Here is a 26,072-nt window from a genome sequence, read left to right as displayed (position 1 = left end):
TCAAGACTTCACCGGGGACTCGCGATCTAGCTCGAGATTCACGGCCAGCACGTTGACCACCGGCTCGCCCACAACGCCGAGTAGCCGGCCGTGCTGGTTGTGGCGCACCGCGTCACGCACCTGCCCGACGCTGATCCCTCGCGCGCGGGCCACGCGGGCCACCTGGATTTCGGCGTAGGCGGGAGAGATGTCGGGGTCCAGTCCGCTGGCGCTGGCGGTGACGGCGTCTGGCGGTACCTCCGGTTGATCCGGCGCCGAGCCGCGGATCGGCACAACCTGTCCGATTGAATAGTCTTGGCCGTACTGCGCGCACTGCACGCGCACGCCCTCGTAGAACTGCTGGAACACCGATGTCGACGCGCTGCCGGGCCGCGAGCAGGGCTCGTTGATGCTGATCACCTGGGTCGGATGTACGACGCGGCCGGACCGATCGCGCGGCCCGATCGCCGACAGCACCGCGCCGACGCCGCCGCCGGTGCAGAACGGGCGTGAGCCATCGACCTTTTCGAGTTGGCCGATCGCGATGCTGCGCGAGCACACCTGGGTGAGCAGGCTCGGCTTGAACCCTGCGGTGGTCGGATCGGCACCCGAGGCCAACTTGGCCGGGTCCGCCGGCGTATCGACAATGCTTTCCGGCCCCAGGTTGGTGGCGCCCGATGAAGTCGGGTCGTAGCCCGCTCCGGCGGCCGACGGTCTGCTCTGGAAATACCGCGGCAACGGGTTGCCGTCCTTATCGGTGAACGACTGCCCAATCAGCTTGCTGCCGACAGGCTTTCCCGAGGCATTGATGATCGATCCCTGTGCCTTGGCGTTCAATCCGGGGAGAAACGCGATGCCCCAGATGACCAGCGGGTAGAGGAAGCCGGTGATCACGGTCAGCGCCAGCAGCGCTCGCAGCGCCGCCCAGTGTTGGCGGATCAGATTCGAGAAGTTCATCAGCCCATCCCCGGAATGAATTGCACGAGTAAGTCGATCAGCTTGATACCGATGAACGGGGCGACAACGCCGCCCAGCCCGTAGATGTAGAGGTTGCGGCTCAACAGTTTTGACGCGCTACTCGGTGTGTATTGAACACCGCGCAGCGCCAATGGGATCAGCGCGATGATGACCAACGCGTTGAAGATCACCGCGGACAGAATCGCAGACTGCGGACTGTGCAGCCGCATCACATTGATCAGGCCGAGGCCGGGGAACAGCCCGACGAACATGGCCGGGATGATCGCGAAATACTTCGCGATGTCGTTGGCAATCGAGAAGGTGCTCAACGCGCCGCGCGTGATCAACAGTTGCTTGCCGATTTCGACGATCTCGATGAGCTTGGTCGGATCGGAGTCGAGGTCGACCATGTTGCCGGCTTCTTTGGCCGCGCTGGTACCGCTGTTCATCGCCACCCCTACGTCGGCCTGGGCCAACGCCGGCGCGTCGTTGGTGCCGTCGCCGGTCATGGCGACCAGCCGGCCACCCTCCTGTTCGCGCTTGATCAGCGCCAGCTTGTCTTCTGGCGTCGCTTCGGCCAAAAAGTCGTCTACCCCGGCTTCGTCGGCAATAGCCTTGGCGGTCAATGGATTATCGCCGGTGATCATCACCGTCCTGATGCCCATCTTGCGCATCTCGTCGAAGCGGTCACGCATGCCGTGCTTGACGATGTCTTTGAGGTGGATGACACCGAGCACATCGGCTTTCTTTGCCGCAGCACCGTCATTGCCGTTGTTGACCACGCCGACGACCAGTGGCGTGCCGCCGGCAGCCGAAATGCCGTCGACGATGTCGCCCAGCCCGGTCGGAATGGTGCCACCCTGTTCGCGGATCCAGTTGGTGACGGAGTTCGCCGCGCCTTTTCGCAGTTGCCGTCCGTCGAGGTCGACGCCCGACATCCGGGTTGTCGCGGTGAACTCGATCCACTGGGCGTGGTTGAGTTCACCGGGCGAGCGCTCCCGCAACCCGAAGGCCTGCTTGGCGTACACGACGATCGAACGGCCCTCCGGAGTTTCGTCGGCCAAGCTGGACAGCTGCGCGGCGTCTGCCAGTTCCTCGGGCGTAACCCCTTGCACCGGAATAAATTCCGATGCCTCGCGGTTGCCCAGCGTGATCGTGCCGGTCTTGTCCAGCAGCAGCGTGTCGACGTCGCCGGCGGCTTCGACCGCGCGACCCGACATGGCGAGCACGTTGCGCTGGATCAGCCGGTCGATGCCGGCGATGCCGATCGCGGACAGCAACGCGCCGATCGTGGTGGGAATCAGGCAGACCAGCAATGCGACCAACACAATGCCGGCGACGCCGTTGTTGGTCAGGGCCGAGCTGTCGTCCACACCGGGGTTGCTGATCTTGGAGTAGATCGCCAGCGGCTGCAGCGTTGCCACCGCGAACAAGAAGATGATCGTCAGCGCCGCGAGCAGAATGTTCAGCGCGATCTCGTTGGGGGTCTTCTGCCGGTTGGCGCCTTCGACGAGAGCGATCATCCGGTCGATGAAGCTCTTGCCAGGCTCTTGAGTGATCCGAACGACGATGCGGTCGGAGAGCACGGTGGTGCCGCCGGTAACCGCGGAGCGGTCGCCGCCGGATTCCCGGATCACCGGTGCTGATTCGCCGGTGATCGCCGATTCGTTGACCGACGCAATGCCTTCCACGATGTCGCCGTCGCCCGGGATCGTCTCGCCGGTCTCGACGACGACGATGTCGCCCTTTTGCAGTTCCGGTGCGCGGACGTCTTCCTCGGTACCCGGGTTGTCGGGCGACCAGCCGCGCAGCCGGCGAGCGATGGTGTCGGCCTTCGTCTTTCGCAAGGTGTCGGCTTGAGCTTTGCCCCGGCCCTCAGCGACCGCCTCGGCGAGGTTGCCGAAAAGCACGGTCAGCCAGAGCCAGAACACCACAAGCCAGCCGAACCACGACGAGTCGCGGGCCGTCAGCACGGTCGACCAGAGCGCACCGATCTCGACGACGAACATCACCGGGTTGCGCCACAACGTGCGTGGGTCGAACTTGCGGAAGGCGTCGGGCAACGCCTTGGCCAGCATGGCGGGGTCGATGAGCCCGGCCCGGACCGGCGCGTGTCCGCCGTGCGGCTGGCGCGGTGGCCGGATGGGCTGGGCCTTGGGTGCCGTTGATGTCGCCATGTCAGTGGATTCCTTCAGCGAGAGGTCCGAGCGCTAGAGCCGGCAGGAACGTCAGCGCGCACAGAATCACTGTGACGGCCGCGACCAGGCCGATGAACTGCGGTCGGTGGGTCGGTAGCGTCCCCGGTGACTCCGGCGTATGGCCTTGCCGGGCAAGGGAACCGGCCAACGCCAGCACCAGAATCATCGGCAGGAATCTGGCGAACACCATCGCCAGGCCCAGCGCGGTGTTGTACCAGGTGGTGTTCACCGAGAGTCCGGCGAACGCGGAGCCGTTGTTGTTGGACGCGGAGGTGAATGCGTAGAGCACTTCGGAGAGCCCGTGCGGTCCGGTGTTGTTCATCCCGGCTCGTGGGCCCGGCAAGGCCATCGCAAAGCCGGTGCCGAACAGCACCAGTAGCTCTGTCACCGGGAAATAGCTTGCGGCGAGCTTCATTTCGCGGGGCCGGATCTTCTTGCCGAGGTACTCCGGGGTGCGCCCGACCATCAGGCCGGCGACGAACACCGTGATGATGGCCATGATCAACATGCCGTACAGGCCCGAACCGACTCCGCCCGGGGCCACCTCGCCGATCTGCATGTTGAACATTTGGATCAGGCCGCCGAGGCTGGTGTAGGAGTCGTGCGCCGAATCGACCGCGCCGGTCGAGGTGAGCGTGGTGGCGTCGGCGAAGACCGCGGAATTGGCGACGCCGAACCGCTGCTCAACCCCCTCCATGGCCGCTCCGGTCGCGGTGGGCACCGTTCCGTGGTGGCTCAGCTGGAACAGCTCGGACAGGGTCAGGCTGACCACCGCCAGGAATCCCATCACCGCGGCGATGGCGAAGCCCTGCTTGGTGTTCTCGACCATGCGGCCGAATGTGCGGGGCAGCGAGAAGCTGATGGCCAGCAGCAAGAAGATCTCGACCCAGTTGGTCAGCCTGGTCGGATTCTCGAAGGGGTGAGCGGAGTTGGCGTTGAAGAACCCCCCGCCGTTGGTGCCGAGCTCCTTGATGGCCTCCTGGCTGGCGACCGGACCCCCGGTGATGGTCTGCTGCGCGCCGCTCAGCGTCGTGACGACCTGGTCGTGCAGGTGGAAGTTCTGGATCGCGCCACTGGCGATCAGCACGATCGCGCCGATGATCGAGATCGGCAGCAGGATGCGGATAGTTCCGCGGACCAGATCGACCCAGAAGTTGCCGACTTCGTTGGTCCGGTTGCGGGCGAAGCCGCGAACCAGGGCGACCGCCACGGCGATACCTGCCGCAGCGGAGACGAAGTTCTGCACGGTCAGACCGGCCATCTGCACCAGGTGGCCCTGGGTGGACTCACCGGAGTAGGCCTGCCAGTTGGTGTTGGTGACGAAGCTGATCGCGGTGTTCCATGCCAGTGCCGGCGTCATCTTGGTCGACGGATCATGCAGGTGCAGCGGGAGTTTGTCCTGCACCAGCTGGAAGAAGAACAAGAACAGCACGCTGACCGCCGAGAATGCCAGCAGGCTGCGTGCGTAGGCGTACCAAGGCTGTTCGGCTTTGGGGTCGGCGCCGATGATCCGGTAGACGAGCTTCTCCACTCGCCAGTCGCGCTCCGATGTGTATACGCGGTACATGTAATCGCCCAGCGGTACGTGCACTGCCACCAGTGCGAGTATCAGCAAGGCGATTCCGGCGGTTGCGGTGCTCACCTAAAACCTCTCCGGGAAGTACAAGGCCGCGACCAGGTACACGACGAAGACCGCCGAGAGCACAAGACCGATGCCGTTGTCGAGGCTCACAGTTTTTCGACCAGCTTCTGCGCGAGGCCCAGGACGGCGAACACAGCCACCGTCAGCAGGACGTAGCCGACCACTGCCATCACTTCTCCGTTCGTGACAAGCCGGTCAGATCGATCGGCGATCGAATCGTGGTACCGGCATGCAATTTAGCCCTCTCGATGAGGTCTGGAAAGAAGTTAAGCGCGCCCCGGGCGTAACGGACCACCCCTGACGTTTTCTTTACAGTGACGTAGCTTTCCCCGCTTTGCCAAGCGTATCGATCATGAGCGTACGGGCACTGATCTATCGAGTTCAACGAGCCGAGATGGCTGATTGGAGGACTGAATGTGCTTTGCTATTCGGAATGTGATGCAGCCAACTCGGCGAGCGGAAGGCGCACTCGGAAAGTCGTTTGGCCGTGGGCGGATTCGACCGCTACCGAACCGCCGTGCGCTTTGACGATCGAGTCGACGATGGCCAGGCCCAGTCCACTTCCGGATCCGTTATTCGGGGCGCCCTTGGCTCGCACGAACCGGTCGAAAAGGTGGGGGAGCAGATCGGGGTCGATATCGGGACCGTCGTCGGCCACTGTCAATTCCGCGTACGACGGGTCGGCTGTCGGGTGATGGCAGCTGATTGCCGTCGTCACCGTCACGCCGGGTGGGGTGTGCAGCCAGCCATTGGTCAGCAGATTGCTGACGAGTTGGTGCAGTCGGTCCGGATCGCCTCGCACCCACACCGGTTCGTCGGGCAGATGTCTGACCCACTGGTGGTCCGGTGCCGCCACGGCTGCGTCGTTGACCGCGTTGAGGACGACATCGCCCAGATCGACATCTTCGGTGCGCAGATCTTCGCCCTCGCCTAACCGGGACAGCAGCAGGAGTTCGTCGACGAGTGAGGTCATCCGCGTGGCTTCCGACTCGATGCGGGCCAACGCGTATTCCGTCGTGGGTGGAAGGTCGGCGCTGTCTTGGCGGGTGAGCTCGGAATAGCCCTGGATCGCCGCCAGCGGAGTGCGCAGTTCGTGGCTGGCGTCGGTGATGAATTGCCGCATTCGCCGGTCGGATTCGGCTCGATGCGCGAGTGCGCTGTCGACGTTGTCCAGTAGTTGATTCAAGGTGTATCCCACGATTCCGACCTCGGTGTCGGGATCGGTGTCGGCCGGCTGCACCCGGGTGGTGATGCGATGGTCGTCACCGGTCAGGCGGGTGCCGGCCACTTCGGCCGCGGTCGCCGCCACGCGACGCAACGGGCGCAGCGCGTAGCCGACCACCAGCGCGGTCAGTCCGCCTGTAATCAGCAGAGCAGCCACCAAAAGCACTACGGTACTGAGGATTCGGCGGTTGATCGTTCTGTTCGCCAGGTCCAGCGAGACCCCGACCACGAGTTGGTCGTCGGCGCCGACGTTTTGGCTGCTGACCCGGAACTCACCGAGTCGGGCCAGCTTTACCGTGCGAAGCTGCCCGTCATGCCAGGGCTGTGCTTTGAGCGTGGCGACGACATCGGGTGAGGCGGGACGCGGATCGTCTTCGAAGAAGACGGCCGAGCCGATCACGTCGCCGCGGTGGATCACGGCGATGATGTTGCCGGCGTTCTGTCCGGTGAATCCCAGCAGAGCGTGCTCGATGTCGCCGCGGTGGCCCGGTTCGCTGTTGTGATACCGGGCGTACGAATGCACAAGCGCGTCAAGGGATTCGTCGACCTCGGCGTCGTTCATCGCATTGAAATAGGTGCGCAGGCTCAGTATGGAGACGATGCCGACAGCCAGCACCACAATCGTGACGACCGTCGAGACACCGATGACCAGTCGGCGGCGCAAGGTGCGTGGGCGCCACCACGAAGTGTTCCGCGGCCCGGTCATCTCGGTGCTATGCCGGCGGGCGCAGCATGTATCCGACACCACGCACGGTGTGGATCATCGGCGCTCGGCCGGCGTCGATCTTCTTGCGCAGATACGAGATGTACAGATCGACAATGCTTGTGCGCCCGGCGAAGTCGTAATTCCACACTCGGTCCAGGATCTCGGTGCGGGTCAGTGCCCGGCGCGGGTTGCGCATCAGGAAACGCAGCAGCTCGAATTCGGTCGAACTCAGCGAGATCTGCGTGCCCGCGCGGGATACTTCGTGGCTGGCAACGTCGATCTCCAGGTCGCCGACCTTCAGGCTCTCTTCCGCGGGCGGAGCGAGCTGGTTGGATCGGCGCAGCAGCCCGCGTAAGCGAGCGACCAACTCCTCCAAGCTGAATGGCTTGGTCATGTAATCGTCGGCACCCGCGGTCAAGCCGGTGACCCGATCCATCACCGAGTCGCGCGCGGTGAGGAACAAGGTGGGCGTGTACGGCTCCGATTCGCGGATCCGCTGCAGGATCTGCAGGCCGTCGACGTCGGGCAACATGATGTCGAGGACCAGCACGTCGGGCCCGACTTCGTCGAACTTGCTGACGGCCTCTCGGCCGTTGTGTGCGACGTCGACGGTCCAGCCTTCGTAATGCAATGCCATCTTCACCAGGTTGGTCAACGCCGGCTCGTCGTCGACGAGCAACACCCGGATCGGTGACCCATCAGCCCGGGTGATCCGGGGTAGCTGACCGAGGATGGCTTGTCGCGGCCGTTGTTCGCGCGCAGTTCCCGACACGATTGACACGCTTCCTCATTCTTCCCGGCGCATACCCGATTGTCACCATGCTCATATCGTTCTCACATGTGTCGGCTATGTGGCGAACGCTGCGGATGTAGCGGGAACGTGGGCTGCGAATCGGATTGAGCCGCAACGTGCTTCTGCAATCGAGGGGTGATAGGACGGCTCGGAAATGGTTGTGGCCCGCACACCCTTTGGGTGTGCGGGCCACATGTACTCGTGGGTGTCAGGCCCAGCTGGAGCCGACCGCGGAGTCGGTGCTGCTCATGTTGTTGCCGGCGGTCTGCACCTTCTGGCCGTGGGAGTTGGCTTGTTCGTAGATGACCTGGAAGTTGCGACCCAACTGGGTGATGAACTCCTGGCAGGCCACCGAACCCGAGCCACCCCAGAAATCACCGGCAGCCAGCACATCGCGCACGATGGCTTGGTGCTCGGCCTCCAGGGAGGCGGCCTGGGCGCGGATCAGCGCGCCGTGGGCGTCGACATCGCCGAACTGGTAACTGATCGACATAACGTTCTCCTTTTACAAAGTCTGGTCGGTGGTGGGCTAGCTGGACAGGATCTGCTGCGAGGCCTGCTCTTGGCTCTCGTAGTTGTTGGCGTCGCGGATCAGTCCGTCGCGCACCCCGTGCAGCATGTTGACGATGTTGCGGAACGCGGTGTTCATCTGGCCCATGGTGTCGTAAGAGGTGGCCTGAGCGGTACCGCTCCAGCCGGCCCCGGCGATGTTCTGAGACGACGCCCACATCTTGCGGGCCTCGTCCTCCACCGTCTGCGCGTGCACGTCGAAACGGCCCGCCATCGACCGCATCTCGTGCGGGTCAGTCATAAAACGAGTAGGCATAGCTCTCTCCTTATTCTGTGAATTGATGGTACTGGTCGAGACGTCGTCGGCCGGTTAGGTCGAGGCGGCGGCGTCGAAATCAGCGGTCGGTCTCAAGCGGGCGGCACCGTCCCCCTCCCCGTCATCAGACGAATACCTGCTTCGGCATGACCTTGGGCTTGACGCCGTAGCGCGGCCCACCGATTCCCATGCCCGACTTGCCGCCGGCGGAAGCCATGCCCGGCATGATGCCCGGGGCGCCTCCGGCGCCGGTAGCGGCTTCGTCAACGGCGGAAGTCCAGCCGCTGCCCGCCAATGTCGCCTCGCTGGCTGTGGCAGCCGGGGCGGCCGCGCTCCACCCGGCCGGCACCGACATCCCGCCGATCTCGGCCGCGCCGCCCATGCCGGCGACCATCCCGCCGCCGCCGGACGTCGCGCCCGCCAGCGTCGTGCCGAAGCCCAAGCCCGCACCGAGTGGCTGGACATCGCCGATGGTGATACCGAAGGGGGCGCCCGCCACGAAGTGGTTCAAGGTGCCCATCGCAGACGCGAGCATCATGATGCACCAGGACAGTGTCACGTCGAGGGTGTTGACCGTGTCGCCGACCGCACCGATGCCCCAGAAGTTCTGAATGGCGCCGTACAGACTGCTCAGCGGGCCGCTGGCCGCACTGCTGGCCGCCGGAGTCGCGGCAGCACTCGACGTGCTCTGCAGGCTGCTGAGGATCCCGTTGAGCCCGGAGTTCGACGCGTTGCTGTTGACGGCGTTGGCGACCGCGGCCGACTGTGCGCCGGCGCCGCCGGGGCTGGTGCTCTGAGCCGGCTCGGTCAACGGCGTCACCTGAGCGGCTGTCGCCGCGTTGGCGGCGTAGGTGCTCATCGCGGTGGCGTCCTGCGCCCAGAACTCGCCGTACATCGCCTCGTTGGCGGCAATCGCCGGCGTGTTCTGTCCGAGGATGTTGGTCGCGACCAACGCCGCCAACTGTGCCCGGTTGGCGAACACCACCGGCGGCGGGATCGACGCCGTGAACGCCGCCTCATACGCCGCGGCCGAAGCGCTGGCCTTCGCGGCGGCTTCAGCCAGCTGCGCCGAGGTGGTTTGCAGCCATTCGATGTTCTGCTGGGCAGAGGCGGCGGCCGCGGTGGCGGATGTCCCCGTCCACTCCGAGCCGAGCTCCTGGATCACCGACTCGTAGGCGGCCGCGTTGGTGCTCAGCTCCGAACTCAGGGCGCTGAACGAGGACGCGGCGGCCATCAGGGGCCCCGCCCCGGCGCCGGAGTAGATGAGTGTGGAGTTGACCTCCGGGGGCCGCGCTGCGAAATCAAAAACCATTTCCTAGTTCCTGTCTATTAAGTGGTGTGAAAGCGCTTGGGTGGCTTGGCCGGCCAGCACTGGCCGCCTGGGTGGCTAGGTGAGCGTCGGCTTCGGGATAGCCGGCATGACCTTGGGCTTGACGCCGTAGCGCGGTGCTCCGAAGCTCGAGCCGCCGCGACCGCCGCCGTTGGCGACCGCGGGCATCCCGGCGATGCCGTTCGTCCCCATTCCGCCGGTGGCCGGCGGGGCGGTCCAACTCTGCGAGGCCAGCGTCACGGGCCCGCTCGCTGCCGGGATACCGGCGCCGGCTCCGCCTGCCCAGCTGGGCGGCACCGACAGGGCGCCGATCGACGACCCGCCGCCGGCAGAGGCCAGCACCGGTGCAGCGCCCATGGCGCCCGCTCCGCCGATGCCCGCTGCGGGGGTGACGTTGCCGGCCAGCGCCGAGCCCAGGCCGCCGATGTCGGCACCCGCCGTCGACGGACCGGCCAGCGCGGTCAACAGACCACCACCACCGAGGCCGATGAGGTCCGAACCGGCCGATGCCCAGTTACCGACCTGGATGTTGCCCAGGTTGACGATGTTGCTGTTCAGCATCGAACCGGTCAGTGCGCTGTTCAGGCTGCTGATCCAGCCGGTCAGGGTGTCGATCGGGTTGCTGGCTGCCTGGCTCGCGGCCGACCCGGCGTTCTGCGAGGCCCCCGACAGCGAGTTCGCGGCGGCGCCGGCCTGGTTGGCCTGCTCAGTGGCCTGGTACGAACCGGAGCTCTGGTTCAGCAGCTGGTTGTACTGCTGCTGAATGGCCTGGAACTGGGCGCTGACCGACTGGTAGAGCTGGCCATAGGTCGAGAACACCCCCGCCTGCATGATCGACACCTCGTCGGAGGCGGCGGGCACGACGTCCGTGGTCGAGGCAGCAGCACCTGTACTCGCCGCTTCGAACGAGTTGGTTATGCCCTCGAGCTGGGTGGCTGCCGCGCTGATCGCTGCGGGTTGTGTATTCAACAACGACATATGTCTCTCCTGGTGGCAAGAAACCGACCCCGCGAGGGGTCGGCCACGTTGGTCACTATCAGTGGATGCACGAAACCGGCGGCGGTTCCATGCGACTACCTTGGCGTAACCTGAGCGCCCCCGCATACCTCGTTAATGGCTTCTTAACGTGAGGTCCGAATTTTTAACACGCGACTTTCCGCGACCGGCCGATTCAGGCTCCCCATCAGGTCGTGGTCGTCGACGCGCTAAGTTCGTCGCTGGCCCCCATAGCCCAATCGGCAGAGGCAGCGGACTTAAAATCCGTCAAGTGTCGGTTCGAATCCGACTGGGGGCACCGTACGGGGCGAGCAGGCTTTCTCAGGTTTGATTCAGGTTTCTCTCAGGTCCTAGATGTCGAGGATGTGGACAACGATGTCCACCAATCCACCCTGAACCCGCCGTGGTGGGCGTGCTACCGCCCTAACGGTTTTTTAACGGCCGCTCACTCGATCGGGCGGGGCGCCCCGTCCGGTTCGCCGTCGTCGAGCAGATCGCGCTGCATCCACGCCACGTCGTGCCAGCCGCCGAATTTCCACAGCACCCGCCGGTACAAGCCGGCGTCGTCGAACCCGAGCGATCGATGAAAGGCGTTGCTGGCCTCGTTGGGTTGGGTGATGCCCGCGACTGCGCGGCGATAGCCGCGCCCGGCGAGCCGCCGCAGCAGTTCGGTGTACAGCGCGACGCCGCCACCGATGCGGTGCTGGGCGGCGTCGACGTAGATGCCGGTCTCGGCCGACCACTGCAGGGCGGGCAGTCGCTTGAGTGGCTGTGCGTACGCGAAGCCGACGACCCGATCGTCGTGCTCGAGGACAAGCCATTCGTGGGTGTCGCGCAGTCCGGTGATCCGCGCGGCCATCTCGCTGACCGTCGGAACGTCGATTTCCCAACTGATCGCGGTGTCCTCGACGTACGGACGGTAAACCGCCACGCACGCGGCGGCGTCCTTCGCCGATGCGCCGCGCACGCTGACGTCGCCCGCTCGCATGCCCGCAGCTTTCCAGCCGTGAGCCCTCACGTCGACGGCTTATAGTCGACCGGTGTTTGATCCGCTTCCGGGGACGGACCCCGCCGCTGGGCAAGCGCAGGGTTCAGGTCCGGCCGCGCCAACCGTCTTCATCGCCACACCCATGTACGGGGGAATGGCGATGGCGACCTACACCTATTCGCTGGCGCAAACACCCGCCGTCTTCATCCGTAACGGGCTCGGCCTGCTCTACCAGTACCGGATGAATGACGCTCTCGTGGCGAACGCCAGGAATCAGCTGACTCGGCAATTCCTGGAGTCCGAGGCCACTCATCTGATGTGGATCGACGCCGACATCGGATTCAACGCCCTCGACATCGTCGGCATGATATTGGCTGATCAGGACGTCGTTTGCGGCATGTACCCGATGAAGGCCATCGATTGGGAGCGGGTCGCCCAGGCCGTCAACGAGGGCGTCCCGGCCGCGGAGTTGAAGAGCCACGTCGGGTCATTCGTGGTCAGGCCGATGGAAGGTGCTGACGGCAGTGCGTCTGCTAACTCCGACGGTTTGGTGGAGGTCGCCGCCGGGGGCGCCGGATTCATGTTGGTCAAGCGCGGGGTGTTCGAGGCCTTGTCCGACCAGGTGTCGACGTATGTGGTCGACGGGATCGCCGTCAAGGAGTTCTACACGACGGGCATCGACGCCGAGACGAGCGAGCTGGTGGGGGAGGATTACTACTTCTGCAGGCTCGCCCGCAGCCACGGGTTCAAGGTGTATGTGGCCCCATGGGTCCGCCTGACCCATACCGGGCCGTACGTGTACGACAGCCAGCTCGAGCCGAACTGGCTGACCTAGGGCGAGCGGACTTAGCGGCCGCCGCCGGCGCCACCGCCGTAACGGCCGCCGCCGGCTCCGCCACCGAAACGGCCACCGCCGGCGCCACCGCCGTGGCGGCCGCCACCGGCTCCACCGCCGAGAATGATCGCTGCGCTGCTGGTCTGAGTCATGACGCCGATTTTATCGCCGAATTCGCCGTTGCGGCAATGCGATTCGTGGTGAACAACTACCTGTCTTTTAGGTGAACGGCGGCTTAAGACTTCGTCGGGGGTCAGGGGCCCGGGGGGCCGCTCGGATTGCCGAATATGTACGTCCCCATGTGGTTCAGGCGCACCCAGGGTGCGGCATAGATCTTGATGCCCCGGTCACGCGCCAGTCTGCAGAAGTGATAGTCCTCGGACAGCAAGCTGTTTGCCGAATCGGGGTCGATGCTCACGGCATAGAACGCCTTGAGCGCGATACCCGGCGTCGACCCGTCCGCGTAAGACGGCACGTCATCGGACAACGCTTCGAAAACGCCTCGCTTGATCAACATGAATCCGGTTCCCGCATTTGCGATTTCGACCAGGCCATCATCGCTTATTCGATCGGGGGAGTCGTCGATGAGGTTCACCACGTATGCGCGCTCGTGGTCACGCAGGCGCTCCGCCGGTACACCGTCGCGGGCGGCTTGCGCCACTTGCTGCCAGTGGATCTCTTTCTTCGGGTAAATGCCGCAGACGATGTCTTTGTCGGCCTGCACCATCCGGACGATGTCGACGGGGTCGAATCCGATGTCCGCATCGATCCACATCAGATGAGACGCCGGCGATTGCAGGAATTGGTAGGTGAGGTAGTTACGCGCGCGGGTGACGAGGCTGTCGTTCAAGACGCAGCTGTAGTACAGGCCGACCCCGTTCTTGAAGAAGGCGGCCGGCGTGTGGGCGAGCGCCATCGTGTATGTGCCCGCAGCCATCCCCCCGTACATCGGCGTGGCTATGAAGACGCTCGGGCCGGCGCCGACGGGGCCCATATCGAGGTTCTGCCCGCCGTCAGCCGTCACGCGTATCCTCCTGCGAGTCGGCGGTCAGGGCCATCGCAACAAAGTCGACGCGCCACAGCGCCTGAAACAATTCGCAAGCGAAGCCCTCCAGCTCGGGCGTCTGCGCGTCGGGCACCTCATGCTGCCGGATGACCTCCCAGATGATCTCGCGGATCGAGCGGCGGCCGTCGACGAGTTGAATGAAGGGCACCTGAGCCGGATTGAGGCTTGCACGCAAGCCGGGCCACACCATGTCCGTGCCGGACAACCCGCAACGGTAACGGAACACCGGTACGTAATCGAAGGCGGCCGAGCTCGAAAAGTCAATGCGATAGCCGTCTTTCGGACGTTCTGGATGGCACGCCATGAAGAAATGGCAGCCGTTCATTGTTTGCAGACGCTCCATCACCGACCAGATCGTGTTCTCCGGCAACGCATTCAGGGTCGAGAAATAACCTCCGGGCTGACCGCTCACATCTTGCGGATAATACGGCGTCTTGTGAAACCAGCCCTGGAATTCCAGGCCCGCGGCATGGACGAAGTCGATGCATTCGTCGACGGTGTAACTCCGCGCGCGACCGTGCAGAAATGTGTCCACCAGGGCGGCGTCGTCCTGTAGGTCGCGCGCCCGACTGAGGTAGCCCTGGACCGGGTGGTCCGGCGGTAGTGCAGCGATGGTGTCCTTGACGATCCGCACCGACTCCTCGTCCTGGCCGAGACCCATGTCGCGAAAAGCCGTCTCCAGCAACTCAACTCCGATCCGCCCGTGCTTGCCGTACAGCATCAAAGCCATGGCGCCGTCCGGACGCAGGCAGTGCGCAAGGGCTTTCAAGCCGGCCAGCGGATCCGCCATGTGATGCAGGACGCCGGTCGACACGACGAGGTCGAACTGGCGCCCCAGCGTCGGCAGCTCCTCGATCGGAAGCAGATGCAGCCGCAGGTTGTGCAGGCCGTGTTTGGTTTTCAGATAGTCCTGGTGATCCAGCGACGGCTGGCTGATGTCGACCGCGACGACGTTGGCGGCGGGGTTGTTGTAGGCGAAGACCGCGGCCTGGTTGGTGCCGCACCCGGCAATCAGGATGTCGAGGTCCGGGCGGTAATCCCGGTCGGGCCAGAGCACCCGGTGGGCATGCGTCGGATCGAACCACTCCCAGTTGGTGAGTGTCCACGTGGCGAGGTCGCGGATGGGAGGTGGATATCTCCACCGTTCGTATTGGCGACTGACAACATCGGCGCGTGCGTCGTCACTCACGTCTGCGGTGACTCCTTCGCGTGCACCGGGGAATTATCGGTTACCCCTGGTCGGCAGGCAATCCGGCAATTTCAGCGTCGCGGCGGCGGTCCGCATACGAACTCACTGTGATTCGCGACTCCTCCGGTGCGCAAAGGGTAAGAATTCCTTATTCGCAAGCAATGCGGCGCCGGATTGCACGCGGTTAGCGAACGGCGGAAACCGGCTGGCGAAACCGGTTGCAGTGTTTGCTGTTTGGCGCTCTGAATAATGTTCGAAGAATATTGTTTAAGGACACCCTGAGGTAATGACGTGACGTAGGCAACAATCGCTCGTGTCGCGCTATTTCGCGGCAATTTCCGTCGCTAGACTCGGCCGGAAGCGGCGCCCGAGCGCGCCATCCCAGGTGTCAGGGTCACGGTCTGCGGAACTATTGGACCGCTCGAAGTGTTGAACCGCCCAGATGCCGATGTCCGCCCACCACGGACCAACGAGTAGAGGCTGGTACCAGTGTGAGCGATGTTAGCCGTGTGAACGGAAATAAGGACTCTGCCAGAGGGTCGGTCGCCCCCCCGGGTTTGACACCGGTCACTGAGATCGCGGTCGAACGCGGCGCGGTCAGCGGTCTCGCCATCAGTGCGGACGGCGCCCTGATGATGGTCACGCATTACGGCGACGACAGCTTCTCGGTGATCGACGCCAACAGCGGCGCGGTCGTACAGACCGTCGTCGACGTCGACGAACCATTCGCCATCGCCATTTCCGACACCTCGGGCCGCGCCTATATCAGCAGTGCGTCGGCTGCCTACGACTCGGTGCTGGCCTTCGACATCGCGGCCAACCGGGTCCTCGAGACATACCCGCTGGCCTACAGCATCAGCGACCTGACCGTCAGCCCGAATGGGCGGTGCGTCTACGCCGGCCGCACCGGTGCCGACGGTGCCGACGTCGCGATCCTGGATACCGCGAGCGGTGCCGAACACGCGCTCAGCATCGCCGGTACTGGAACCGTCACCGAGCGCCTGCTGCTGAGCCCGGACGGCCGCCGACTCTATATCGCCGTCAACGGGGTCTCCGCCGCGGAGCTGGTCGTGGTCGATACGCGACGCAATCGGGTGCTGAGCCGCGTCGAAATCGGTTCTGCTATTCGGGATATCGCGCTCAGCCCGGACGGCGCCACCGCCTACGTCGGCAGTTGCGGCCCGGACTTCGGCACGGTGCTCGACGTGATCGACGTGCGGGACGCGCAGAAGTGCGCGATCACCGACACCCTCAAGATCGGCGATGCCGCCGGGATGCTGAGCGGGCTGGCGGTCAGCCGCGACGGCAGCCGGGTCTATCTGGTCGGCGACGCCGGCGTGACGGTGCTGGCCACTGCGACGCACGACGTCGTCGGCAGCATCGAGACCGGCGCGCAGCCGTCGTGTGCGGTCGAGAGCCCGGCCGGAAACCGGCTGTACATCGCCGACTACGCCGGCACGGTCGCCGTCCTGGCCGTTGATGCGGCAGGCACCCCCGCCACCGCGCCGGCATCGGACGACGCACCGACCACTCCGCACCCGTGGGCGGCGTTCGCCGACCTGCTGGCGTTGGAACCGACGCCGGCTTAGCCCCATCGCCGCCCGCGCGATTGAACGCGCGTGGAATGATCGCCACGAGGGCCGGCATCTGGCCGGCCCGCCCTGGCTAGTGGCGGCGCGACGTGAGGCGGTCCAGCGATGTACAGCACCATGCACAGCTTCCCCTTGACGATCACCGCCATCCTGCGGCACGCCTGCAACGTCCACGGCGCGCGCAAGGTCACCACCGCGACCGACGACGGCTACCGCGACTGCACCTACGCCGAGCTGGGTCGGCATGCGGCGCAGCTGGCGAACGCATTGCGCCGCATCGGCATCACCGGCGATCAGCGGGTCGGCACCTTCATGTGGAACAACACTGAACACCTGACGGCGTACCTTGCGCTGCCGTCGATGGGGGCGGTGCTGCACACCCTCAACATCCGGCTGTTTCCTGAGCAGATCGTCTACGTCGCCAACGAGGCCGAAGACCAGGTGGTGCTCCTCGACGTGTCGCTGGCCAAGCTGCTGGCGCCGGTACTGGCCGAGCTCGAGACCGTGCACACCGTGATCGCGGTCGGTGACGGCGACGTGGCAGAGCTCGAGAACTCGGGCAAGACGGTGTTGCGTTACGCCGATATCGTGGCCGGCGAATCCACCGAGTTCGACTGGCCTGACATCGACGAAGACTCCGCCGCCGCGATGTGCTACACCAGCGGCACCACCGGCAACCCCAAAGGCGTTGTCTACAGCCACCGTTCGAGCTACCTGCACACCATGGCGACGTGTACGACCAACGGCATCGGCGTCGGGACCAGCGACTGCGTGCTGCCGATCGTGCCGATGTTCCACGCCAACGGGTGGGGCCTGCCCTACGCGGCGCTGATGGCCGGCGCCGACCTGGTGCTACCCGATCGCCATCTGGATGCCGAGTCGCTGATCGACATGATCGAGAAGTTGCGGATCACCGTCGCCGGCGCGGTGCCGACCATCTGGAACGACGTCATGCACTATCTGGACAAGCATCCCGGCCACGACATCTCATCGCTGCGGATCGTCCCGTGCGGAGGATCGGCCGTGCCGGTATCGATGATGCGCACCTTCGAGGAAAAACACGGCGTCCAGATTCGCCAGCTGTGGGGGATGACCGAAACCTCGCCGATGGCCACCATGGCATGGCCGCCGCCCGACGCCTCGGAGGAGGAGCACTGGACGTTTCGCGCCACACAGGGCCAGCCGATCTGCGGCGTGGAAGCCCGGATCGTCGCTGACGACGGGCAGGTGCTCCCCAACGACAACAAAGCCGTCGGCGAGGTGGAGGTCCGCGGCCCATGGATCACCAGTTCCTACTACCGGGGCCAGGACGAGTCGAAATTCGACAACGGCTGGCTGCGCACCGGCGACGTGGGGCGCATCGACGACCGGGGCTTCATCACCCTGACCGATCGCTCCAAAGACGTGATCAAGTCTGGTGGCGAATGGATTTCGTCGGTCGAGCTGGAGAACTGTCTGGTCGGGCACCCGGACGTGATCGAAGCCGCTGTTGTCGCAGTTCCCGACGAGCGCTGGCAGGAACGGCCGCTGGCCGTCGTCGTCGCCCGGGAAGGAACCGACGTCAAACCTGAGAAGCTGCGAGAGTTCCTGGCCGACAAGGTCGTTCGCTGGTGGCTGCCGGAGCGATGGACCTTCGTCGACGAAATCCCCCGCACCAGCGTGGGCAAGTACGACAAGAAGACCATCCGGTCCCGATACGCCGACCACGAGTACGAGGTCAGCGAAGCGCGAGATTGAGTGGTGAGCGATGAGCCTGCGGGTCGTGCAATGGGCGACGGGATCGGTCGGTGTGGCCGCCATCAAAGGTGTACTCGAGCATCCTGAGCTGGAACTCGTGGGCTGCTGGGTGCACTCAGAAGCCAAGAGCGGCAAGGACGTCGGCGACATCATCGGCACGCCTGCGCTCGGTGTGACCGCGACGAACAGCGTCGACGAGATCCTCGCGCTCGACGCCGATGCGGTGATCTACGCGCCGCTGCTGCCCAACGCCGACGAAGTCGCGGCGTTGCTACGTTCGGGCAAGAACGTCGTCACGCCCGTCGGCTGGTTCTATCCCACCGAGAAGGAGGGCGCGCCGCTGGAGGTCGCCGCCCAGGCCGGCAACGCCACGCTGCACGGCGCGGGCATCGGCCCGGGCGCGGCGACCGAGCTGTTTCCGTTGTTGCTCTCGGTGATGTCGACCGCGGTCACTTTCGTTCGGGCCGAAGAGTTTTCCGATCTGCGAACCTACGGCGCCCCGGATGTGCTGCGCTATGTGATGGGCTTCGGCGGAACACCCGACGAGGCGCTCACCGGGCCGATGCAGAAGATTCTGGACGGCGGATTCTTCCAGTCCGTCCGGCTCTGTGTGGACCGGCTGGGCTTCGCCGCCGACCGCGAGATCCGCTCATCCCAGGAGGTCGCGGTCGCGACCGGTCCGATCGACTCGCCGATCGGGCTCATCGAGCCGGGCCAGGTGGCGGGCCGGCGCTTTCACTGGGAAGCGCTGGTCGGCGACACCGTCGTCGTCCGGATCACGGTCAACTGGTTGATGGGTGAGGAAAACCTTGATCCGCCATGGTCTTTCGGGCCGGCCGGAGAACGCTACGAAATCGAGGTTCACGGAAACCCGGACACCTTCGTCACAGTCAAGGGCTGGCAGCCGGAGAGCGTAGAAGCCGGGCTGAAGAGTAATCCCGGAATCATCGCGACGGCGGCGCACTGCGTCAACGCGGTCCCGGCCACCTGCGCGGCGCCGTCGGGTATCCAGAGCTTCTTCGACCTGCCGCTGATCACCGCCCGGGCTGCCCCGGGCCTGTCGCGGTAGCCTGCCCGCATGGCGAGAACACTGGCGGTCCACGAGTCCCACGACATCGATATGAAGTCCGACGATGTCTTCGCCCGCACCCTGCCGGTGCCGCTCACCACGATTTTCAGCCAGTGGTACGGACCCATACCGCCGGTTGCCGAAGTGCGCGAACAGCAAGGGCAGTGGGGCACCCCCGGGCAGACCCGGGTGGTGGTGTTCAAAGGCACCGGCGCCATGAAGGAAACGCTGACCAGTGTCGACCCGCCTCGGTCGTTCGCTTACACCATCACCGGTATCACCGGCCCGCTCGGGCTGCTGGTTGGCAAGGCAGAGGGCGAATGGTTCTTCACGCCCTTCGGGTGTACCAACGAGGAAACGCAGGTCACCTGGCAGTGGACCATTCACGCGGCCTCGGCGCTCACCGCGCCGCTGCTGCCGCTGTTGGGTGCCGTGTGGCGGGGCTACGCACGTCAGGCGCTGAAGAGCCTCGAGACCGAACTGCGCCACCGCTGACGATGTGTCGACTTTTCGGGCTGCACGCCGGGACCGACGTTGTCACCGCGACGTTTTGGCTCCTCGACGCTCCGGACAACCTGGCCGAGCAGAGCAGGAGAAACCCCGACGGCAGCGGTCTGGGCGTCTTCGACGGCCAGGGCCGCCCGCAGGTGGACAAGCAGCCGATCGCGGCGTGGCAGGACGTCGAATTCGCCACCGAGGCCCACGATTTGACCGGCACCACGTTCATCGCACATGTGCGCTACGCGACCACCGGATCGCATGAGGTGGTCAACGCCCATCCGTTCTTGCAGGACGGCCGGATCTTCGCGCACAACGGCGTGGTGGAGGGTCTCGACCTGCTCGACGAGCGACTGGGTGAACTGGGCACTGCGGACTTGGTTTTGGGGCAGACCGATTCCGAGCGGGTGTTCGCGTTGATCACCGCGTCGATCCGGAAGCGCGGCGATGTGACCGTGGGACTGGTCGACGCCATGCGGTGGCTGGCCGCCAATGTGCCGATCTATGCGGTCAACATTCTGCTCAGCACAGCCACCGACATGTGGGCCCTGCGATACCCGGAGTCGCACGAGTTGTATCTCTCCGACCGCCGGAACTTCCCGCCGGAACACCGATTCAACCTGCGCACCAACCGGATTCGGGCGTACTCGGAACATCTGCACACCAAGCCGTCGGTGGTGTTCGCCACCGAGCCGATGGACGGTGCGTCACGCTGGCAGTTGTTGGAACCCGGCGAACTGGTGCACGTCGACGCCGACCTGCAGATCCACCGCGACCTGGTGCTGCCCGATCCGCCGCGGTATCTGTTGCGTCCCGAGGACCTGACCGCAGCCGCGCAGGCGTCGCTGCACCCGTCGGTATGAGGGGGCAGCGCGCGCTGGTGCTCGGCGGCGGCGGGGTAGCCGGAATCGCATGGCAGACAGGGATTCTGCTCGGTATTGCCGACGAATCGCCCGCCGCGGCGCAGGCACTGCTGGAATCCGATGTGCTGCTTGGCACCTCAGCCGGCTCAGCCGTGGTCGCGCAGATCAGCAGCGGCCGTAGCCTTGCCGATCTGTATGCGCGCCAGGTGGCTGAGGAGTCGGCCGAAATCGATCCCGGCGTCGCCGTCGATGCCGTGACCGACCTGTTCCTGGCCGCCCTGTCGGATCCGGACGCCACGGTCCTGGAAAAACGGCAGCGGATCGGACAGGTCGCCCTGAAGACCGACACAGTCGACGAACCGGTGCGGCGCAACGTGATTGCGCAGCGACTACCGTTACACAGCTGGCCCGACCGGGTGCTGCGGGTGACCGCCGTCGACATCGCCACCGGCGAACTTGTGGTGTTCGACCGCGACTCCGGAGTCGACCTCGTCGACGCGGTGGCCGCCAGTTGCGCCATACCGGGAGCATGGCCGCCGGTGACGATCGGAGACACCCGTTACATGGACGGCGGCATCGGCAGCACGATCAACCTCCACCTCGCCCATGATTGCGGCGTCGCCGTGGTGCTGGTGCCCGCGGGCGAATCGGCCCCGTCGCCGTTCGGTGCCGGATCGGCCGCCGAGATCGACGCATTCCCCGGTGCGGCCCTCGGGGTGTTCGCCGACGACGAGTCGCTGGCGGCGTTCGGGGCCAATCCACTGGATCCGCGCTGCCGGCGAGGTTCGGCGGCGGCCGGGCGCGCGCAGGGCCGGCGGCAGGCGGCGCACGTCGCCGACTTCCTCGGTCTCAGGTGATCGGCGGCGGCGGCCAATCGAGGTTGTCCAGCGCTTGGGTCGCCAGCTCGCGGCCGATCTCGATCACCTCGGCGGCACGATGGAATTCCAGGCTGCGGCAGGCCGAGCGCGGAACCTCGATCAACAAATCCGGCGGGTAGGCGGCCAGGGTGTGCCGCGCCAGCGCGGCCTGGGCGATGTCGATGGTGCGGTTCATCACCTCGAAGCTGCCCAGCCTGGGCACCTCGGGTTCGTCGTCGGACACGTCTTCCGGTGTTTCGTCGACGTCGGCCTCGACGTCCTCGGCGTCCGAGGCCCCGAACCGACTGAACAGCGAGCGGGCCGATGCGCTGTCGAACAGCGCCGACGTGCTGCGCAGCATCCGGTTGAGCCAGTCTGTCGACAATCGGGATTCGGACTCGGAGTCGGCGATGGTTTCGCTACCGGACAAGCTGACCGCGATGGTCAGGTCGGCGTTGACAGCGGCGATGGGCGCCATCGGCAGCGGGTCCAGGATTCCGCCGTCGGCGAGCAGTCTGCCGCCGACGACGTGCGGCGCGATCACCCCAGGGATCGCGATCGATGCCCGGATGGCTTCGTCGACCGGCCCGCGCTGCAGCCACACCGACTTGCCGGTCAGCAGATCGGTGGCCACTGCGGTGTAGGGAATCGGGAGCTCCTCGATGCAGACGTCGCCGAGGATGTCGCGCACCGCGTCGAGGATCTTCTCAGCCCGCAGCACGCCGGCCGCCATGATCGACGGATCGAGTAGGCGCAGAATGGCGCGCTGCGTCAACGACCTTGCCCAGTCGGCGAATTCGTCGAGATGATCCGCCGCCTGCAGACCGCCGACGAGCGCGCCCATCGACGAGCCGGCGATTCCGGCGATCTGGTAGCCGCGGTCGCGCAGCTCGTGAATCACCCCGATGTGGGCGTAGCCGCGGGCTCCGCCGCTGCCGAGAGCCAACGCCACCCGGGGCGCATTGCCGGACGCGGGCAGCGGGTCGGGATCGGTCATGGGTCCATCTTGGCGGGTGGCGACCGGGTTTTCTCAACCGTGATCCGAATTGCGGTGCCGGCAGCGCGGGCGCTCAACCGCACTCGTCGTTGGCGGCCGCTTTGGCCGCGACGATCACCCCGGCCTGTTGCGGCAGCGACAGCGCCGCCCAAGGGGTGTTCCAGGTGCCCGGACCTACGGCACCCGGCTTCTGCACCGCGGCCAAGTAGGTCTCGACCAGCAGCCGGCGGTCGGCCGGATGACCCTTCATCCAGATAGACGCCGCGTGACAGGCCTGGAAGTACTCCTCTTCGGTCGAGTGCGCGGGCACGTCGATCTTGGTCGTGACGCCGGCAGGTGACAGCGAGACGGTGCCGGGCCGTGCCGGAGCGGCAGCGGTCAGCCCGGCCGCGGACGTTACGGCGGCCGACGGGGCGTTCTTCCCGCCGGTCGAGCAGCCCGGCGCGGCACCGATCACGGCGACCGCGCCCCAGACCAGGAGACGACGAGGGGCCGACCGCATGCGGTCAATCTATGCAACACTGGCGGCCGTGATGCTGCGAACCGGGTTTTGGGAGTGTTGTCGGCCCTGACCTCGGCGACGATGCGGGCCGCAACGGCCTGCGGAGGAGCCGGGAGATAGGGCCCATGCCGCCGTCCCCATCCTTCGCCCGTTCGCTTTGGAGATTCCTGAATGGTTTCCGCCAACCTGGTTTCCGCCCCTGCGCGGTCCGGCCCGCCTGCGCTGCGATCGGTTCCCGGTCCCACCCGGCTGCGGCTCGCCGACCTGTTGCACATCACGGACCGAACCGCCGACGACGTCCTGCGGGGCCGTTACGACCATGTGGTCCCGCCGGGCGGTGTGCCCACCGACGACCGGTGGTTCGCCCGGCTGCACGGCGACGACGAGGTCGACGTCTGGCTGATCAGCTGGGTGCCCGGGCACCGCACCGAATTGCACGACCACGGCGGGTCGCTGGGCGCACTGACCTTACTGTCCGGGTCACTGGACGAATTCCGTTGGGACGGTGAAAGATTGCGCTGCCGACGGTTGAAAGCCGGGGATCAGGCCGCGTTCCCGCTGGGCTGGGTGCATGACGTGGTGTGGGCGCCGACAGGTCCGCGTTCTTCGTCGCTGACCGACATCCGGGGGCCGTCGCTGAGCGTGCACGCGTATTCGCCTCCGCTGACCGTGATGTCGTACTACGAGGTCACCGCCGAGCAGCGGCTGCGCCGGCAGCGAACCGAGTTGACCGACCAACCGGAGAATCTATGAGCCGCATCGATCAGATCCTGGACACGGCACGTACCCGGTTGCACCGTCTGGCCGCCGAAGACGTGCCCGCGGCGGTGCGGCGCGGCGCGTTGCTGGTCGACATCCGACCGCAGGGCCAACGAGCGAAGGAGGGGGAGGTGCCCGAGTCGCTGCGGGCGATCGTCATCGAACGTAACGTGCTGGAGTGGCGCTGCGACCCGACCAGCGAAGCCCGACTGCCCCAAGCCGTCAGCGACGACGTGGAATGGGTGGTGCTCTGTTCGGAGGGCTACACGTCGAGTCTGGCCGCGGTTGCGCTGCAGGACCTGGGGCTGCACCGCGCGACAGACGTCGTCGGCGGCTTCAAGGCGCTGGCCGCCGCCGGAGCGCTGGCAGCGACTTAGCCGCCGCCTCCGCCTCCGCCACCTCCACCGTCGGAGCCCATGTTGTACCAGTCGTTGTAGTCCTGGGGGTTGTAGTACTCGCCGTGCCCGGGAGGCGCAGGGGGCGCAGGCGCAGGAGGCGGATCTGCCGGCGGCGCCGCCGGCAGCACGTTCGGTGTGTCGGCGAAGCCAGTCGCCGCGAACGCCGGTCCACCGAGCGCGGCGACGGGCGAGGCAAAAAGAACGCCTGCCGCCGCGACCTTGGTCACAGCGCGGCCCACTCCCGATGGAATAGTCCAGGTCATCGATCACTCCCCTTCATGGGATCCGATGACGGAGATATTGCCACTTGACTGATCGCGGTGCTAGGTATCCGCGCCAACCCTTGGCTCACTCACAGCGCCCGTTCATCTGGCGTTAGCCATCGCTGGCGCGCAGCATCGGGCGCAGCCTGGCGGTCTTGTCCGGCGTCCAGCCCGGCGGCCGCAGCACCGCCGCCCACCCGTCGGCGACGTCGGCGACATACACATGGCCATGGCCCTGGGGGACATCGGTCGCCACCGCCATGTCGGCCGAAACCTGCAGAAACGTCACTACCGGAACCCATTCGGTCTCGGGAAGCACGTCATAGCCCCGCTTTTCGCTGAGCCAGTCCGGTTTGCGGAACAACAAGCCGGGATTCCACCACGCGATCGGATCAGAGGCGTGCTGCAGATATACCACCCGTGGCGAATTCCACTGCGGATCAGGGCGATTCAAATCGACGGGCCGTGCCACAAAGCGGGCGTAGTGGCCGCGGTCGTAAATCGGAAGCCACTCCGGGCTTCCGCGGTCGCGGGTCGCGGTCAGATCGGTCCAGATGGTGTTCTTGAACGTCGGCCCGGAGAACAGCGCACCGTCGGTGCGGGCCAGCACGTTGTTGAGACTCATGAACGGGGCCTCGCCGCCGAACGAGCCGAGGCTTTCGCCGAACACAACGATCTTGGGGCGCTGGGCTTCTGGCAGCTGTCGCACCAGTCGGTCGACCGCTTCGAACAACGCCTGGCCGGCCTGGCGGGCGTTCTCCTTGTCCACCAGGAATGACAGCCAGCTGGGCAGGAACGAGTACTGCATGCTCACGACCGCGGTGTTGCCGTTGTACATGTACTCCAGTGCGTCGGCTTCCGCCTCGTTGATCCACCCGGTACCGGTGGTGGTGCCCACCGCGACGACGGCGCGACGTAATCCGCCCGTGCGCTGCAACTCTCGCGCAGCCATTTCGGCGGCCGCGGTGATGCCGTCTGCGGTATTCAGTCCCGCGTAGGCGCGGATCGGCTCGGTCGCCGGGGCACCGTTGAACGCGGTGAGCTGAGCGACGGTGGGTCCGCCCTTGATGAAGATGCGTCCCTGGTGTCCCAGCGATTCCCACGACACCAGAGATTGCGGCCCACCGGAACGCAGGGTGGTCTTGGGCGCGGCGGTGTCGGGATCCATTTCGTTGTTCACCGACGCGAAGGTGTTGTTCATGGTGCGCATCGCGAACTTCACCACCACGCCGTTGAGCAACGCGATGGTCAGCGCCACCAACAACGAGACCACGATGACGGCCGAAACCCGTGGCGGCGCGAAGCGATCCAAGCGCAGATCCAGAAAGTGCACCAGCCGTCGAAGGAGCTGGCCGGTTTCGACGACACCGAACAACACGATCAACGACAACGCGGCGCTCAACGGATAGTCCAGCGGTACCAGGTGTTTGACTCCCATCAAGTCGCGCACCCGGTCCTGCCAGACGTGAAACCAGACCACCATCGCGACCATGCTCACCGCGCCGACGCCGATCAGCACCAGCCACGCGGCTCGCGGTGCCGGCGGGCTGGAGTCGCGCGACAGCATGAAACGGACCAGCCAAACCGCGAAAACCCCGATGGAATAACCGAACGCTCCGGCGAAGCCGCTGACCAAACCTTGGAACAACGGCCCGCGCGGCAACAGCGACGGCGTCATCGACAACCAGATGAACACCAGCCCGGTCGCGGTGCCGGTGAAGGTGTAGTGCCGCACCCACCATGCTTCTGGACCGGCGGCCCGGGTGGGTTCCTCCGGGGCGGTGGTCTGGTCGGCGGGCGCGGTCACC

27 protein-coding genes and 1 tRNA gene are annotated in these 26,072 nt (G+C 65.7%); 10 read left to right on the top strand and 18 right to left on the bottom strand.

Annotated elements, in window-relative coordinates; translation table 11 throughout:
* The 10 genes from G6N27_RS10565 to G6N27_RS25505 all read right to left on the bottom strand — a co-directional run bounded on the left by G6N27_RS10565 (position 1) and on the right by G6N27_RS25505 (position 10,633).
* On the bottom strand, positions 1 to 936 hold the full coding sequence (locus G6N27_RS10565) for a potassium-transporting ATPase subunit C (RefSeq protein ID WP_163776292.1): 936 nt from the start codon (positions 934 to 936) through the stop codon (positions 1 to 3).
* On the bottom strand, positions 936 to 3,014 hold the full coding sequence (kdpB, locus tag G6N27_RS10560; RefSeq protein ID WP_232065055.1) for a potassium-transporting ATPase subunit KdpB: 2,079 nt from the start codon (positions 3,012 to 3,014) through the stop codon (positions 936 to 938). The genes G6N27_RS10565 and kdpB overlap by 1 nt, the downstream gene beginning before the upstream one ends.
* Before the next feature lie 100 nt (positions 3,015 to 3,114).
* Positions 3,115 to 4,776 (bottom strand): potassium-transporting ATPase subunit KdpA, encoded by a 1,662-nt coding sequence (kdpA, locus tag G6N27_RS10555; protein WP_163776290.1) that lies wholly within the window; start codon positions 4,774 to 4,776, stop codon positions 3,115 to 3,117.
* The gene (locus G6N27_RS10550) at positions 4,777 to 4,866 is read right to left on the bottom strand and encodes a potassium-transporting ATPase subunit F (RefSeq protein ID WP_163776289.1); all 90 of its coding nucleotides are present in this window, start codon (positions 4,864 to 4,866) and stop codon (positions 4,777 to 4,779) included.
* A 334-nt stretch (positions 4,867 to 5,200) separates the two neighbouring features.
* A complete protein-coding gene (locus tag G6N27_RS10545; RefSeq protein ID WP_163776288.1) occupies positions 5,201 to 6,706 on the bottom strand; it encodes a sensor histidine kinase in 1,506 nt (501 codons plus the stop codon).
* A gap of 7 nt (positions 6,707 to 6,713) precedes the next feature.
* Positions 6,714 to 7,487, bottom strand: a complete 774-nt coding sequence (locus G6N27_RS10540) for a response regulator transcription factor (protein ID WP_163776287.1) — start codon at positions 7,485 to 7,487, stop codon at positions 6,714 to 6,716.
* Between the two features lie 220 nt (positions 7,488 to 7,707).
* Positions 7,708 to 7,992, bottom strand: coding sequence for a WXG100 family type VII secretion target (locus tag G6N27_RS10535; RefSeq protein WP_163776065.1), 285 nt, complete (start codon positions 7,990 to 7,992; stop codon positions 7,708 to 7,710).
* A 36-nt stretch (positions 7,993 to 8,028) separates the two neighbouring features.
* Positions 8,029 to 8,325: a WXG100 family type VII secretion target gene (locus G6N27_RS10530; RefSeq protein ID WP_163774793.1), complete on the bottom strand. Its 297-nt coding sequence runs from the start codon at positions 8,323 to 8,325 to the stop codon at positions 8,029 to 8,031.
* 124 nt (positions 8,326 to 8,449) lie between these two features.
* A complete protein-coding gene (locus tag G6N27_RS10525) occupies positions 8,450 to 9,637 on the bottom strand; it encodes a PPE family protein (protein WP_163776286.1) in 1,188 nt (395 codons plus the stop codon).
* Positions 9,638 to 9,712: 75 nt separating this feature from the next.
* On the bottom strand, positions 9,713 to 10,633 hold the full coding sequence (locus G6N27_RS25505) for a PPE family protein, SVP subgroup (protein ID WP_163776285.1): 921 nt from the start codon (positions 10,631 to 10,633) through the stop codon (positions 9,713 to 9,715).
* Positions 10,634 to 10,875: 242 nt separating this feature from the next.
* Between G6N27_RS25505 and G6N27_RS10515 the strand changes: the two genes are divergently transcribed.
* Positions 10,876 to 10,949: transfer RNA gene (locus G6N27_RS10515), tRNA-Leu, on the top strand.
* A gap of 147 nt (positions 10,950 to 11,096) precedes the next feature.
* Here G6N27_RS10515 and G6N27_RS10510 read toward each other — a convergent pair.
* Positions 11,097 to 11,639 (bottom strand): GNAT family N-acetyltransferase, encoded by a 543-nt coding sequence (locus G6N27_RS10510; protein WP_163776284.1) that lies wholly within the window; start codon positions 11,637 to 11,639, stop codon positions 11,097 to 11,099.
* 52 nt (positions 11,640 to 11,691) lie between these two features.
* Between G6N27_RS10510 and G6N27_RS10505 the strand changes: the two genes are divergently transcribed.
* On the top strand, positions 11,692 to 12,474 hold the full coding sequence (locus G6N27_RS10505; protein WP_163776283.1) for a glycosyltransferase family 2 protein: 783 nt from the start codon (positions 11,692 to 11,694) through the stop codon (positions 12,472 to 12,474).
* An 11-nt stretch (positions 12,475 to 12,485) separates the two neighbouring features.
* Here the strand turns inward: G6N27_RS10505 and G6N27_RS10500 are convergent, their stop codons facing one another.
* The 3 genes from G6N27_RS10500 to G6N27_RS10490 all read right to left on the bottom strand — a co-directional run bounded on the left by G6N27_RS10500 (position 12,486) and on the right by G6N27_RS10490 (position 14,729).
* Positions 12,486 to 12,626, bottom strand: coding sequence for a hypothetical protein (locus G6N27_RS10500; RefSeq protein WP_163776282.1), 141 nt, complete (start codon positions 12,624 to 12,626; stop codon positions 12,486 to 12,488).
* Between the two features lie 101 nt (positions 12,627 to 12,727).
* Positions 12,728 to 13,498 carry a hypothetical protein gene (locus tag G6N27_RS10495; protein ID WP_163776281.1) on the bottom strand — a complete coding sequence of 257 codons (771 nt, stop codon included), beginning with the start codon at positions 13,496 to 13,498 and terminating at the stop codon, positions 12,728 to 12,730.
* Positions 13,488 to 14,729: a class I SAM-dependent methyltransferase gene (locus G6N27_RS10490; RefSeq protein ID WP_163776280.1), complete on the bottom strand. Its 1,242-nt coding sequence runs from the start codon at positions 14,727 to 14,729 to the stop codon at positions 13,488 to 13,490. Before G6N27_RS10490 ends, G6N27_RS10495 begins: the two co-directional genes overlap by 11 nt.
* A 557-nt stretch (positions 14,730 to 15,286) precedes the next feature.
* Here G6N27_RS10490 and G6N27_RS10485 point away from each other — a divergent pair.
* The 6 genes from G6N27_RS10485 (at position 15,287) to G6N27_RS10460 (ending at position 21,345) form a co-directional block, all read left to right on the top strand.
* Positions 15,287 to 16,318, top strand: coding sequence for a YncE family protein (locus tag G6N27_RS10485; protein WP_163776279.1), 1,032 nt, complete (start codon positions 15,287 to 15,289; stop codon positions 16,316 to 16,318).
* 108 nt (positions 16,319 to 16,426) lie between these two features.
* Entirely contained in the window at positions 16,427 to 18,058 is a 1,632-nt protein-coding gene (locus tag G6N27_RS10480; protein WP_163776278.1) for a long-chain fatty acid--CoA ligase, read from the top strand.
* Positions 18,059 to 18,068: 10 nt separating this feature from the next.
* On the top strand, positions 18,069 to 19,127 hold the full coding sequence (locus G6N27_RS10475) for an NAD(P)H-dependent amine dehydrogenase family protein (RefSeq protein ID WP_163776277.1): 1,059 nt from the start codon (positions 18,069 to 18,071) through the stop codon (positions 19,125 to 19,127).
* A 9-nt stretch (positions 19,128 to 19,136) separates the two neighbouring features.
* The gene (locus G6N27_RS10470) at positions 19,137 to 19,622 is read left to right on the top strand and encodes an SRPBCC family protein (protein WP_163776276.1); all 486 of its coding nucleotides are present in this window, start codon (positions 19,137 to 19,139) and stop codon (positions 19,620 to 19,622) included.
* 2 nt (positions 19,623 to 19,624) lie between these two features.
* On the top strand, positions 19,625 to 20,488 hold the full coding sequence (locus G6N27_RS10465; RefSeq protein WP_163776275.1) for a class II glutamine amidotransferase: 864 nt from the start codon (positions 19,625 to 19,627) through the stop codon (positions 20,486 to 20,488).
* Positions 20,485 to 21,345: a patatin-like phospholipase family protein gene (locus tag G6N27_RS10460; protein ID WP_163776274.1), complete on the top strand. Its 861-nt coding sequence runs from the start codon at positions 20,485 to 20,487 to the stop codon at positions 21,343 to 21,345. Before G6N27_RS10465 ends, G6N27_RS10460 begins: the two co-directional genes overlap by 4 nt.
* Here G6N27_RS10460 and G6N27_RS10455 read toward each other — a convergent pair.
* Together G6N27_RS10455 and G6N27_RS10450 are read right to left on the bottom strand one after the other, a co-directional pair.
* On the bottom strand, positions 21,338 to 22,342 hold the full coding sequence (locus G6N27_RS10455) for a patatin-like phospholipase family protein (RefSeq protein ID WP_163776273.1): 1,005 nt from the start codon (positions 22,340 to 22,342) through the stop codon (positions 21,338 to 21,340). The two genes, G6N27_RS10460 and G6N27_RS10455, sit on opposite strands and share 8 nt — an antisense overlap.
* A 73-nt stretch (positions 22,343 to 22,415) precedes the next feature.
* Complete coding sequence (locus tag G6N27_RS10450) at positions 22,416 to 22,844, bottom strand: lipoprotein LpqV (RefSeq protein ID WP_163776272.1); 429 nt, start codon at positions 22,842 to 22,844, stop codon at positions 22,416 to 22,418.
* 171 nt (positions 22,845 to 23,015) lie between these two features.
* Here G6N27_RS10450 and G6N27_RS10445 point away from each other — a divergent pair, with 171 nt between their 5' ends.
* Together G6N27_RS10445 and G6N27_RS10440 are read left to right on the top strand one after the other, a co-directional pair.
* Entirely contained in the window at positions 23,016 to 23,597 is a 582-nt protein-coding gene (locus tag G6N27_RS10445; RefSeq protein WP_163776271.1) for a cysteine dioxygenase, read from the top strand.
* Positions 23,594 to 23,980, top strand: coding sequence for a rhodanese-like domain-containing protein (locus tag G6N27_RS10440; RefSeq protein WP_163776270.1), 387 nt, complete (start codon positions 23,594 to 23,596; stop codon positions 23,978 to 23,980). The genes G6N27_RS10445 and G6N27_RS10440 overlap by 4 nt, the downstream gene beginning before the upstream one ends.
* Here G6N27_RS10440 and G6N27_RS10435 read toward each other — a convergent pair.
* On the bottom strand, positions 23,977 to 24,264 hold the full coding sequence (locus G6N27_RS10435; protein ID WP_163776269.1) for a hypothetical protein: 288 nt from the start codon (positions 24,262 to 24,264) through the stop codon (positions 23,977 to 23,979). The two genes, G6N27_RS10440 and G6N27_RS10435, sit on opposite strands and share 4 nt — an antisense overlap.
* Positions 24,265 to 24,376: 112 nt before the next feature.
* Entirely contained in the window at positions 24,377 to 26,071 is a 1,695-nt protein-coding gene (locus G6N27_RS10430) for an alpha/beta hydrolase (RefSeq protein ID WP_163776268.1), read from the bottom strand.
* Between the last annotated feature and the right edge of the window lies 1 nt (position 26,072).

This window comes from Mycobacterium cookii, assembly GCF_010727945.1.
Classification (GTDB): Bacteria; Actinomycetota; Actinomycetes; order Mycobacteriales; family Mycobacteriaceae; genus Mycobacterium; species Mycobacterium cookii.
This window is presented reverse-complemented; position numbering and strand designations above follow the sequence as displayed.